Origin of the sequence: Micromonospora sp. RTGN7 (genome assembly GCF_033804645.1) — a bacterium.
Lineage (GTDB): Bacteria > Actinomycetota > Actinomycetes > Mycobacteriales > Micromonosporaceae > Micromonospora.
This window is the reverse complement of the sequence record NZ_JAPZLF010000004.1, coordinates 228,288-240,396: the sequence shown is the minus strand read 5'-3', so window position 1 is coordinate 240,396 and position 12,109 is coordinate 228,288. Positions and strand designations below refer to the sequence as shown.

Genomic DNA, 12,109 nt, shown 5'->3' with positions numbered 1-12,109 from the left:
GGCAGGCGGTCGGGTCAGCAGGACGGGTTGGCTGCGAGGCACATCCGTCGGGCGGCCACCCGTCCCAGCTCGCGCAGCTCCGCGTCGGTCGTCGGGCTCGCGACCCCTTCGGGCCCGTCGACGCCCGCCCCGGTCGCCGGCACGATCACGGTGACCAGGTCGCCGACCCGGACGAGCAGTCGGGTCTCCCGCGAAAGCCTCCGGTTGACGGGCTCGCCCGTCGCCACGTTCACCAGATCCGACCGGGTCTGTCGCAGCAGGACGGCCTGGTCGCCGGCGAAATCGCGCGCGGCTGCCTGCCAGGTGTGTGCCACCGACACCGGCGTCGTGCTCGCGTCGTCGCTCAGGAACATCGGTACGACGTTGCGCCATCCGACGCAGCCGGTCGTCACCCGGTCCAGCTCGGTGAAGAGCCGGGGGGCCGCCCCGGTAGGGAGGCGGTAGACGTCCTGGGTGAGCACCACGACGCCGGGCTGCCCCTCCTGACCGGACACGTCATCGTCAAGCAGGGTCTGCGAGCGGGAATAGCGGGACAGGGGCTGCCCCGCGGACAGACCCCTGTCTGCCGCACAGGACTCCAGCAGCGGGTCCACCCGCACCGGTTCCGCCAGCCCCGTGTCGCTGAGGCGCACGTTGCTGGGCGCGCCGAGATCGGCCGACGCCAGCAGGGCCTCCGGCGGGATCTCGGCCCGCCCGGGCGGCTCCGGCTCGACCGGGGAGAGCCACCGGTCGGCCCAGGACCCCACCGGAGGTGTGGCGGGCCCGCCGAGCGCGACGGCGGCAACCGAGGTGACGGCCAGCACGGCGGCCGCCGCCGCCACCGCCGTACGCCGGCTGCGGCGGCGGGCCATGGCCCGGATCTCCGTCGGCTCGGGCCAGCGGACATCCCGCAGGTCCCGGTGCATCCGCTCGGCGAACGTCTGGTCGTCACGCATCGGCGGCCTCCTCCAGTTCAGAGACGGCGAGCAGGCCGGCGAGCGCGGCGCGCCCCCGGGAGAGTCGGGCCTTCACCGTGCCCACCGGGGCGGCGGTCTCCCGCGCCACCTCGGCGACCGGCATGCCGAGCAGGTAGTACAGGGCGAGGGCGGTGCGCTGTTCCTCGGGGAGGCGGCGCAGCGCGGCCACCACCGCGACCGTGTCGGTGCTCGGGGCGGGCGTACTGTCCTCGGCGCCGTGCCGCAGGTAGGCCCGGGACCTGCTGCGCAGGCTGCGCCAGCGGCTGACCGCGATCCGGGAGGCGACGACCCGGACCCACGCCTCCGGGTTGTCGTAGCCGTGCACCGTGGACCAGCGCTGCCACGCCCGGATGTACGCCTCCTGCACCGCGTCCTGCGCCTCGGCGAGGTTGCCGGTCAGCGCGTAGACGAAGCCGAGCAGCCGCTGTCGACTGCCCCGGTAGAACTCGTCGAACCCGTCGACGTCCGGCATCCGTCACCTCCCCTCCGCTGTCGGAGGGGACACGCGCGGGACGGGGGCATCGGTTGCCCGCTCGGCCCACCGGTTCCACGGCGGGCTGCCCCGCCGTCGACCGGGCCGGCGCGGGGACGGCGTCAGACGGTCAGGCCGGCGGCGGTGAGGATTCCGCCGGCCAGCAGCGCCGCGCCGACGACCAGGGCCAGCAGGTTGATCAGGGCGAAGAGCGCCACCCAGAACAGCGGGGGGAACGGGGTGAGCCGGGCCAGTTGGTCGGCGTCGGACTCCGGCATCCGGCCCCGGGAGCGCAGCCGCTGGAGTTCGACCACCGGCCGTACGCCGCCGAGGAGCAGGAACCAGACGCAGGTCCAGGCGAAGGCGGCCTGGACCTGTGGAGAGGCGTACCAGGAGACGGCGAGCACCACCCCGCCGGTGGCCAGCAGCGACAGCGCGCCGAACACGTTGCGAACCATGACCAGCATGGCCAGCAGCAGCGCCACGGCCACCCAGAGCAGCAGGGTGATCCGGTTGCCGCCGAGCAGCCAGGCTCCGGCCAGGCCGACCAGCGACGGCGCGACGTACCCGGCGAGCAGGGTGAGGATCATGCCGGGGCCGGTGGGTCGGCCCGCCGACAGGGTCAGGCCGGAGGTGTCCGAGTGCAGCCGGATGCCGTGCAGCCGACGGCCGGTGAGCAGGGCGGCCAGGGCGTGCCCGCCCTCGTGGGCGATGGTGACGGCGTTACGGGCGATCCGCCAGGGCAGCCGGGTGGCCACCACCGCCAGCGCCACTGCGGCGGTGACGAGGACGAGCAGCGGCGGCGGGTCGGGTTGCGCGGTGAACAGCTTGTCCCAGAGCGTGCTCAGCCCGTCGATCGCCACCATGGGGCGCGAGCCTACCGGGCCGGGGCAAGCGGCCGGCGGCTCGCCCGGCCCGGCACTGGGTGACCTTGAGCCGGCTGGCGGCGGTCGCCGCCGAGCTGACGCCGGCGGGCCACCACGGCCGGCCTTACCTGCGGGATTCCTACCGGGCAGAGCCTCCTAGATGAAACTTTCCTTAAGTTACCTTGCAGTCCAGGGCAATCACCTACAAAGATAGACGTGGATTGATTGGCGCCCCTTTGGAGGAACCCATGATCAGAACTGGAGTCACGATCCGTCGACTGCTCGCGGCGGGGATCACCGTCGTGGCGGCGGCGGCCACCGCCCTCGTCGCCACGGCGGGCCCTGCGGCGGCCGCCACCACCCCCGGCGTCGACGTCTCGAACCACCAGGGGTCGATCAACTGGACCAGCGTCCGCAACGCCGGCATCCAGTTCGCCTTCATCAAGGCCACCGAGGGCACGGGCTACAAGGACCCGAGCTTCAACGCCAACTACGTCAACGCCTACAACGCCGGGGTGATTCGCGGGGCGTACCACTTCGCCCGGCCGAACATCTCCTCCGGCGCCGTCCAGGCCAACTACCTGGTCAGCAACGGTGGCGCCTGGTCGGCGGACAGCCGCACCCTGCCGGCGGCCCTGGACATCGAGGGCAACCCGTACGCGGGCGGCTACTGCTACGGGCTCAGCACCACCGGGATGCGCAACTGGGTTCAGGACTTCCTGAACACCTACCGGTCCCGCACCGGCCGGTATGCCGTCATCTACACCACCACGAGCTGGTGGAACCAGTGCACCGGCAGCTGGACCGGGCCGTGGGCCAACCACCCGCTCTGGCTCGCCCGCTGGGCGAGCACCCCGGGCTCCCTACCGGCCGGCGCGTCGTTCTACAGCTTCTGGCAGTACACCAGCACCGGCGCCGTCTCCGGCATCAGCGGCAACGTCGACCGCAACTACTGGAACGGCGACCGCGCCCGGCTGATCGCGCTGGCGAACAACACCTGATCCCGGCACCCGGGCAAGCAGTTGGCGGCAGCGGGATCGGCTGCGACCGTACGGTCGACATCTGGTCCGGCTGCCGCCAGCACATCACCTCAACGACCGGGTCAGGCCCTCCGCCGTGACACCACCGGCACCGCGACCGGGCCGGAGATCCGGTCCTCACGGGCCAGCGCTCCCCGCCGGGTCATCCGCCAGGCGGTTACCCCGGCGACGGTGACGGTGACGACGCTGAACAGTGCGAGCAGCACCGGCAGACCCACGCTCACCAGCAGCAGCGCCACGTCGCCGAGGGCGACGAGCATCCACAGTGCCAGTCGGGGCCGAGTGTCCCTGATTCGGTGTCCCATTGTCGTACCTCCTTCCGTCGTAGAGGTCATGTACCCCGTACGACGGAAGGTCATGCGAATCAATTCCTGAACGGCGGGAATTCCCTGCTCAGTCGACCCGGTCGGGCTTGAAGCCCTTGGCGATCCGGTCGAAGTAGGGCAGCCGCGCCTGCCAGTCCTTCTCCGCCACCTCCCACCGGAAGGCGTACCCCCGGTTCTTGGCGGTGACGAAGCCCCGGTTGCGGACGTGGATCCGGGTGCCGTCCCGGGTCTCCGTCCACTCCCAGTCGGCGCACGTCTTGTAGTACTGGCAGGACCTGATGCCGAGGAACCGGTAGCCGTTGACCTTGCTCTTCCGGTACGGCTCCTTTGCCTTCCAGTCGGCGACGGCGTCCTTCTTGGGGCTGCTGGTCCACTGGATCAGCAGCTCGCCCACCCCGCCGCGTTCGTCGAAGATCACCGTGTCGCTTCCGCCGCTGCGGCGCACCCAGCCCGGCGGCAGCGGCAGCGAGAAACCGGCCGGGTCCCTGTGCAGGACCCAGCCCGGCGGCAGGGCGTTCGGGTCGACGGACGGGGTGGCCGACGGCGTCGGGCTGGGCGGCGCGGCGCTACTGGTCGCTGGCGCGGCGGCCGAGGGTGTCGCCGGTGACGTGCCCGCCTGCGGGGCGACCGGTTCCCGGTCGTCCCCATCGCCGTTGAGCAGCGGCACCGCCACCAGCAGGCCGATCAGCAGGACCGCGACGAGCGCGCCGATCAGCAGGTTGCGCCGGCGATGGTCGGGCTTCGTGCCGGGAACCACGGTGGCCCGGCCGGACGACGAGGGGGCCGGACTCCCCGGAGGCGGCATCACCGACGTCGGGCCGACCGGCCCGCGCGGCGCGGCGGCCGAGGACTCCGAATCGTCAGTGCCGGAGTCGGGCACAGGTTCGGCGTCCACCCGGGTCTCGTCGACCGGCACCGGCCCGTTCAGCCTCGCGGGCGGCCCGGCGACCTTCTCGGTGGGATCGGCGGCCTTCGACACCGGGCCGGCGAGCCTCGCGGTCGGATCGGCGTCGACGGGGGCCTTCGGCTGGTCGATCTTCGCCGTCGGCGCGACGTCGCCGCTCTCCGCGACCTTGGCGGTCGCGTCCTCGCCACTCACAGCCCCCGCTGCCGCCGCGCCGGCCACCGCGACGCCTCCGGACAGCGGGCTGCGGGGCGCGGGCGGGCTGACGGTCCGGTCCGTGGTCCGCTCGGCCGGACGCGGGGCCGGCACCACGGGCGGGCGCGGCTCGCGTGGACCATTCGGCCCCGGCCGGCGTACGCCATCGAGCAGTGAGATGCCCTTCGCCCGACGCCCACCGGCCCGGCGCAGCAGCCGCTCCGCCGTCGCGGCGTTCATCCGCTCCGCCGGATCCTTCTGGAGCAGGCCGCTGAGGACCGCCTTGAGCGGCCCGGCGTTCTTCGGCGGCGGCATCGGCTCGGTGGCCAGCGCGGCCAGGGTGCCGATCGCCGACGGTCGGGCGTACGGCGACTTGCCCTCGACGGCCGCGTAGAGCGTGGCGCCCAGCGACCAGAGGTCGGCCTCCGGCCCGGCGGTGCCGTCCCTCGCCCGCTCCGGCGCGATGTACGCCGGGGAGCCGAGCACCATGCCGGTCCGCGTCACGTTCGGGTCGCCCGGAATGGTGGCCAGCCCGAAATCGGTCAGCACCACCCGACCGTCGGTGCCGACCAGCACGTTGCCCGGCTTGACGTCGCGGTGCATGACGCCGGCCTTGTGCGCCGCATTCAACGCGCCGAGCACACCGAGACCGATCTCGATCGTCTTGGCCTGCGAGACCGGCCCCTCGTCGGCGAGAATGTCCTGAAGGGACTTCGATGGGACGTACTCCATGACGATCCACGGATCGCCGTCGGTGCGCAGCACATCGAAGATGCGGACCACGTTGACGTGGTTGAGCCGCGCGATCGCGCGGGCCTCCCGCAGGGAGCGTTCCCGCATCTCGCGGCGCTCGTCCGGGGTCAGGCTGGGCGGCGGGACCAATTCCTTGATCGCCACGTCCCGGTGCAGCACCTCGTCGCGGGCCTTCCATACCCGACCCATGCCGCCCTGGCCGAGCGGCGAGAGGAGCCGGTACCGGTCGGCGACGAGTTGGGGAAGCGGGTTCGACATCGGGGGAGACGGTACCCGGCAGCGGCTCGTCGTACACCGTCGGCACGCCACTATCCGACGAAGGTCAAGTTCACGACGCGTACGCTGACGCCATGTCTGCCGATGAGCCGCTGTTCCGGGTGACCCGGGGCATACCGACCGCCGAGGAACTGGCCGCCCTGGTCGGCGCGATCGTCGCCCGGACCCATCCCGCCGCCGCTCCCGCACCGGCCGCCGCCTCAGCCTGGGCACGCAGCGCCCGGCCCGCCGGCGTGACGCCCACCGCCGGTCCCGGCGCATGGCGCGTCTCGGGCCTGCCCCGCTGACACGAGGCCCGTAGGGGGCTGCCGAACGTCAGGGGCAACCGTTAATCTCACTCAGGGAAACGGTGCCGTGACGCGTAGGGAGGGGCCGATGATCCCCAAGGAGGACCGCCCAGCGCCCTGGCTGAGCGGCTACGGCGGCATCGAGGCAGACATCCGCCAGCTGCGCGAGTTCGCCGACAAGCTCCAGGCCGAGGTCGAGCGGAACTATGCCCCCCACCTGCCCTACATCGCGGACGACATGAAGGCGAAGATCCCCAATCCGGCCGACGCCTTCGTCGAGCTGGTGCAGTTCCTTCAAGCCCACAACGAGACCCAGCAGGCCACCGCCACGATGGTCTGGTCCGTGGGCGGTGCCACCGGCCACCTGGCCGCCGTGGCCGGCAGGATCGCCACGAAGTACGCCGACTCCGACGCCTTCTCCGCCGCCCGGGTCTCCGACGTGGAACGTGCCCTGGCCAGGCCCGCAGCCGCAGCCTCGACCCGCGCCGCGCCGACCCTGCCCGACCCGACCGGCCCCGACAGTGGCCGGGGGCCGGTGGCGCTGCCGTGATCGAGCGGGGCAGCGGCCGAACCTCCGGCCTCACCGACTGGCGGCTGATGGACCTGCTCAGCATGTGGGCCTGCATCCAGGACCACGACACGGCCGGGCACTGGAAGCAGGTCGCCGGCTGGCGCAAGGTCTGCGACCTCGCCCAGGCCCACCTGGGCCGGTTGAAGGAATACCGGCGCGGCCTGGCCGAGGCCTGGCCCCCGGCGACCAACGCCGCCGCCCGGGCGTATGTGGGCGAACTCGACGACCTGATCGACAAGGTGCAACGCACCCACGACGCCGCCGCCGCGAACTACGACGCACTGGCCGCCGCGACCCGCGCGATCAGCAGCGCGCGCACCGAACTCAAGCCCCTCCACGACGAGTACGTGAAGAAGTTCCAACAGAAGCGGACGTACGAGGCAACGCTGGCCGATCCAAAGGCCGCGCTGGGCAGCCGGGTGCCGGACAAGCCGGTGGCCGACGCTGATCTGGAACGACTCAACTCCCAGGCCCGAAATTTGATGTACGGCCTGAGCGGCGAACTCCAACAGGCCCAAGTGATGCTCCAGAAGCCGCCAGCGGTGCGCCCTCCCAAGCAAACCGAAAATCCGGACATATATGAAGGCGTGTCAGCTGCGCCTATCATCCCGCCCGTAATCCCAGTGCCGCTGGCTGCATCGGGCAGCACAACGACTGGTAGCCGGTCAGCAAACTCGCGGCCAGCACCAACCGTGACGTCACCCACGGTGGGGCCGGTGCTCGGCGGAGCCAATACCGGTAGCACTCTTCCGCAATCCAATCCCGGAACGGCAGGCACGATTCCAACCGTTACACCTTCCCAGCAATCACCTCCATCAGGTTTAGGCCTTACTCGCATTCCTCCTTCCGGTTTCAATAGCAATAGTCCCGGCATTACGGAGCCGAAGGCAGCAAGCGGCACCAATGCGATACCTCATAGCACCACCCCCGCCACGCCTAGGGCCATGCCTCCTGGCGGCCTGATCGGAGCTGTTCCCGGGGTGGGGGCTGGGCAACCAGGCAGCCCTAGCTCATCTCGCCGTGTGAACCCTATCGGTGGTGTGATCGGAGGCGGTGCAGGAACTGCCCCGAGTGGTGCAGCCGGTTCGCGCCCGAGTGCCGGTCGAGGACCTTACTTTGGAGGCGCTAATGTGGTACCACCATCCATTGGCGGTTCGCCTGGTGTAAGCAGAACCGCTGCACCAGGCCAGTCAGCTGGAAGATGTCGCCGAAGCGAACAGGATGAAGATAGACAACACGGCTGGGACCCTGATCACCCGTGGCATACAGCGACTGGCGTCCCTCCGGTAGTACGCCCACCTGAGGACTTTGGCCCGATAAACCCTGGACCCACCATTGGCTTCGATAGATAGATCCAGTAGGCGATACGGATCTAGGACCGCAGCAATCACCTTGACCACTGCAACGATTATCTCGTTAGCGAGCATGCCTGCCAATGCCGCACCACAGGACGGCGGGAAAAGCATCATCCGGGGCGATCAATGGCACTTACGCTATCTGAATGTTGATAAGGCACACCGCGTAAGCCAAGGATCTGGAGTTCTTGTAGCCGTCCCGGACACGGGGGTAGACGCTCATTCCGATCTTCGCCGAAACCTGCGCTCCGGTAAAGATATCATTTCCGGTGGCAGTGGCGACGGCCGACGCGATCGCGACAGCCACGGCACGTCCATGGCGGGCTTAATTGCCGCCCACGGCCAAGGAGGGGCCATCGGAGCGCTAGGGATCGCCCCCCGGGCGAGCATTCTTCCCATCTTCGCTTCACCATCTAACGGCGAAGGTGACCCGGACGCACTAGCACAAGCCATCGATTATGCAGTCGCTCAAGGCGTCGGAGTAATCAGCATCTCCAGTGGCGGAAGCTCGAGTAACCGACTTATCCAGGCGGTCAAAAGGGCAGTCACCTCAAATATTGTCGTCGTGGCGGCGGCGGGCAATCGACCAGAGGATGTGGAGGTGACCTATCCGGCGTCGGAAGATGGGGTAATTGCAGTCAGCGGCATTGACCAGATGGGAAGGCATGCCACTATCTCCACCACAGGTCCTGAGATAGACGTAGCCGCACCAGCGGTTGACATCTACAGCACCAGCTACGACGGGAAGTACTCGAAAGGAACCGGCACCTCTGGTGCGACGGCGATCGTCGCGGGTGCCGCTGCTCTGATCCGCTCCAAGTACCCCCACCTCCCCGCCTCCGAGGTGGTGCACCGCCTGACCGCCACCGCCGTCGACAAGGGCCCCCCGGGCCGCGACGACGAGTACGGGTACGGCGTCATCGACTTGGTGGCTGCGCTGACGGCAGACGTACCCCCGTTGGGTTTCGAGCCACCGGCGGCGGATGCGCCGGCCGAGCCGGGGCCGACCACGACGGTGGTCGCGGAGCCGGCCGAGGAGGGCGACGGCGGGGCGACGGCTCGGGGCCTGGGGGCCCTGGGCGTGATCGTGGCCGTCGTGGGCGCATGGGCCCTGATCGCGCGACGGCGTCGCCTCGGTGACGACCCGCCGCCGCGGATCAGCCGGTGACCCCGGGACGGGCGGTGACCCCGGGACGGGCGCTCCGCATGCCGGCGACATCGGAGGGATACGGCCACGCTGGCGACATCGGGGGGCAGGGCGGGAGGGATGCGGCCACGTTGGCGACACGGGGTGGATCAGACTCCGGCGCGCGGGTGCAGGGGCGGGGTAGCCGGTAGCGTCGACCGCGTGCCGAACTCGATTCCACTCCGACTCGTGCTCGCGTCGGCGAGCCCTGCCCGACGCAAGCTCCTCCACGCCGCCGGCATCGAACCCGATGTGCTGGTCAGCGGTGTTGACGAGTCCCAGGTGGTCACCGAGCGGGCCGAGGACCTGTGCCTGGAACTGGCCCGACTCAAGGCGCAGGCGGTGGTGGGCCGGTTGCGCCCTTCCCCGGACGAGCGGACGCTGGTGCTCGGCTGCGACTCGGTGCTCGCCTTCGACGGCGAGATCTTCGGCAAGCCGGCCGACGAGGCGGATGCCGTCGCGCGCTGGGAGCGGATGCGGGGGCGCAGCGGGGTGCTGCACACCGGGCACTGCCTGATCGACGTCGTCCACGAGTCGCGGGCCGAGGCGGTGGCCTCGACCATTGTTCGTTTCGCCGATGTCAGCGACGACGAGATCGCCGCATACGTGGCGACGGGTGAGCCGCTCGCCGTGGCCGGGGCGTTCACCATCGACGGGCTGGGCGGGGCCTTCCTCGACGGTGTCGACGGCGATCCGGGGACGGTGATCGGACTCTCCCTGCCGCTGCTCCGCCGCCTCCTCGGCGAACTCGACCTACGGATCATCGACCTGTGGACGAAGGTCGCGGCGGGGGGCCAAACGGTCGAGGCGCTCGGTACGGTGCAGCCATGACGACCAAGACGCTGCCGCTGACCCCGGAACTGCACGCGTACGTCGTGGCCCACGGCTCGGTCCCGGACGAGGTGATGCGCGACCTGACGGAGGAGACCCTCGCCGCGCTGCCGGCTGAGGCGAGGATGCAGGTGGCCCCGGAGCAGGCGGCGTTCCTGACCTTGTTCACCCGGCTGCTCGGGGTACGGCAGGCGGTGGAGGTGGGCACCTTCACCGGGCTGTCGTCGCTGGCGATCGCCCGAGGGCTGTCTGAGGACGGCCGGCTGACCTGCTTCGACATCTCCGAGGAGTACACGGGCATCGCCCGGCGGTACTGGGCGCGGGCCGGCGTCGCCGACCGGATCGAGCTGCGCATCGGGCCGGCCGGGGAGACGCTGCGTGAGCTACCACACGAGCGGCACCTGGACTTCGCGTTCATCGACGCGGACAAGGTGGGGTATCCGGTCTACTGGGCGGAGTTGGTGCCCCGGATGCGTCCGGGCGGGGTGATCGCGGTGGACAACACGCTGCGCGGGGGGCGGGTGCTGGCCCCGCAGAGCGCCGCCGACCGGGCCATCGCCGCGTTCAACGACGAGATCCTGGCCGACGTGCGGGTGGAGACGGTGTTGCTGCCGATCGCCGACGGGTTGACGCTCGCCCGGGTGCACTGAGCACGCCGGATCAGGCGCGCTCGGGGTCCACCCGATCAGGCGCCCACCACGGCCGCTGCGGGCTCGACAGTCGTCCGGGCCACGCGTAGCGCGCGGGCGAGCCGTAGGCAGAGCAGGGCGGACACCGCGATGAACCCCGGCAGCAGCAGGAAGGCCAGGTGCGCACCGACCCCGTCGGCCACCCAGCCCAGCGCCACCGGCGCGATCCCGAAGCCCACCGCCATCGAGTACGACGACCAGCCGGCCGCCCGGTCGGCGGCGGCCCCGGAGACGGCCAGGGCGATCGAGATGGCCAGTGGGTAGTGCAGCGCGTTGCCGAGGCCGAGCACGACGAGCCCGGTGACCGCCAGCCAGCCGACGGGGGCGAGCCAGAAGACGGCGAAGCCGGTGCCGGAGACGGCGAGCGCGGCCAGCAGCAGCGGCACTGGCGGATAGCGCAACGCGACCTGGCCGCCGGCCAGCCGGCCGAGGAACATCCCGCAGACGATGGCGGCGACCGCCGCCGAGGCCGCGCCGGCGCTCAGCCCGGAGTGCGAGCGGAGCACGTCGGCGGTCCAGAGCGACAGGCAGACCTCGATGGACCCGGTCACCGCCATCAGGATCCAGGCGATCCAGTACGCCCGGGGCAGCCGTCCCCCGCCACGCCCGGCCGCCGAGGCACCGTTCCCGCCCGGGGCCGGCGCGTCGACCCGGGGAGCGCGCGGGGCCGGCACGTCGACCCGGGGAGCGCGCGGGGGGCGTACCCGCAGAGCCAGGGCGACGAGGGCCAGCGACGCGATCAGGCCGACCTCGACGGCCAGTACCGGCCGCCAACCGAGCCCCGCGTCGACGCTCCACCCGATGACCAGCGGGGCGAGGATGCCCATGCCTGCGCAGGCGGCGTTGGCCTCGGTGAGGGCGGCGGGCGCGGCGGGGCCATGGTGGGCGGTGAGGACGACGTTCACCCCGCTGATCAGCAGCATGCCGAAGGCGGCGACCACCGCTGTGGAGGTCAGGGTGGTGGGCAGCGCCCGGAAGGTGCCCAGGGCGATGACGCCCACGGCCACTCCGGCGAGGCCGAGCCAGGCCGTCGGGGCCCTGCCGAACCGGCGGACGATGGGCGCGAAGAGGGCACCGCCGAGGAGCGCGCCGACGGCGATGCCGGTGCTGTGCAGGCCGGCGACGGCGGCGCTGGTGCCCTGCTCGTCGCGGAGCAGCGGGACCACGGGGCCGAAGCCGTACACGAAGAAGCCCCAGAGCCCGAGCTGGGAGTAGGTAAGCCAGGTAGTTCGGTCACGGGTGATACGGGGCACGGCCCTTACGCTACGCGCGCCGGGCGTCGGCTCCAGCCCGGGTGGGAGGCAGCTCTCGACCGCTCCGGGCGAGTGCGGCATCCCACACTGCGTGGTCGTAAAGGTCGCGGCCCGGCCGATAAACTCCCCGTCAGTAACCTCCGGGGAGG

12 protein-coding genes are annotated in these 12,109 nt (G+C 71.2%); 6 read left to right on the top strand and 6 right to left on the bottom strand.

What is annotated here, in order from left to right; translation table 11 throughout:
* Window positions 1-14: 14 nt before the first annotated feature.
* The 3 genes from SNR22_RS07990 to SNR22_RS07980 all read right to left on the bottom strand — a co-directional run bounded on the left by SNR22_RS07990 (window position 15) and on the right by SNR22_RS07980 (window position 2,294).
* Entirely contained in the window at window positions 15-935 is a 921-nt protein-coding gene (locus tag SNR22_RS07990) for a hypothetical protein (protein ID WP_320065838.1), read from the bottom strand.
* The gene (locus tag SNR22_RS07985) at window positions 928-1,428 is read right to left on the bottom strand and encodes a sigma-70 family RNA polymerase sigma factor (protein ID WP_320065837.1); all 501 of its coding nucleotides are present in this window, start codon (window positions 1,426-1,428) and stop codon (window positions 928-930) included. Before SNR22_RS07985 ends, SNR22_RS07990 begins: the two co-directional genes overlap by 8 nt.
* A gap of 122 nt (window positions 1,429-1,550) precedes the next feature.
* The gene (locus SNR22_RS07980) at window positions 1,551-2,294 is read right to left on the bottom strand and encodes a M50 family metallopeptidase (protein WP_320065836.1); all 744 of its coding nucleotides are present in this window, start codon (window positions 2,292-2,294) and stop codon (window positions 1,551-1,553) included.
* 248 nt (window positions 2,295-2,542) lie between these two features.
* Here SNR22_RS07980 and SNR22_RS07975 point away from each other — a divergent pair, with 248 nt between their 5' ends.
* On the top strand, window positions 2,543-3,295 hold the full coding sequence (locus SNR22_RS07975; protein WP_320065835.1) for a GH25 family lysozyme: 753 nt from the start codon (window positions 2,543-2,545) through the stop codon (window positions 3,293-3,295).
* 101 nt (window positions 3,296-3,396) lie between these two features.
* Here the strand turns inward: SNR22_RS07975 and SNR22_RS07970 are convergent, their stop codons facing one another.
* Both SNR22_RS07970 and SNR22_RS07965 read right to left on the bottom strand, forming a co-directional pair.
* Window positions 3,397-3,639, bottom strand: a complete 243-nt coding sequence (locus SNR22_RS07970; protein ID WP_320065834.1) for a hypothetical protein — start codon at window positions 3,637-3,639, stop codon at window positions 3,397-3,399.
* A gap of 88 nt (window positions 3,640-3,727) precedes the next feature.
* On the bottom strand, window positions 3,728-5,770 hold the full coding sequence (locus SNR22_RS07965) for a serine/threonine-protein kinase (protein WP_320065833.1): 2,043 nt from the start codon (window positions 5,768-5,770) through the stop codon (window positions 3,728-3,730).
* A gap of 92 nt (window positions 5,771-5,862) precedes the next feature.
* On the opposite strand from SNR22_RS07965, the gene SNR22_RS07960 reads away from it, so the two are divergent.
* From SNR22_RS07960 to SNR22_RS07940, 5 genes are all read left to right on the top strand, one after another.
* A complete protein-coding gene (locus SNR22_RS07960) occupies window positions 5,863-6,075 on the top strand; it encodes an acyl-CoA carboxylase subunit epsilon (RefSeq protein ID WP_320065832.1) in 213 nt (70 codons plus the stop codon).
* Between the two features lie 88 nt (window positions 6,076-6,163).
* On the top strand, window positions 6,164-6,625 hold the full coding sequence (locus tag SNR22_RS07955) for a hypothetical protein (protein ID WP_320065831.1): 462 nt from the start codon (window positions 6,164-6,166) through the stop codon (window positions 6,623-6,625).
* A 1,446-nt stretch (window positions 6,626-8,071) separates the two neighbouring features.
* Complete coding sequence (mycP, locus tag SNR22_RS07950) at window positions 8,072-9,169, top strand: type VII secretion-associated serine protease mycosin (protein ID WP_320065830.1); 1,098 nt, start codon at window positions 8,072-8,074, stop codon at window positions 9,167-9,169.
* Between the two features lie 180 nt (window positions 9,170-9,349).
* Entirely contained in the window at window positions 9,350-10,018 is a 669-nt protein-coding gene (locus SNR22_RS07945) for a Maf family protein (RefSeq protein WP_320065829.1), read from the top strand.
* Window positions 10,015-10,668, top strand: a complete 654-nt coding sequence (locus SNR22_RS07940) for an O-methyltransferase (RefSeq protein ID WP_320065828.1) — start codon at window positions 10,015-10,017, stop codon at window positions 10,666-10,668. The genes SNR22_RS07945 and SNR22_RS07940 overlap by 4 nt, the downstream gene beginning before the upstream one ends.
* A gap of 35 nt (window positions 10,669-10,703) precedes the next feature.
* On the opposite strand, the gene SNR22_RS07935 is transcribed toward SNR22_RS07940, so the two are convergent.
* Entirely contained in the window at window positions 10,704-11,960 is a 1,257-nt protein-coding gene (locus SNR22_RS07935) for an MFS transporter (RefSeq protein ID WP_320065827.1), read from the bottom strand.
* Window positions 11,961-12,109 lie beyond the last annotated feature (149 nt).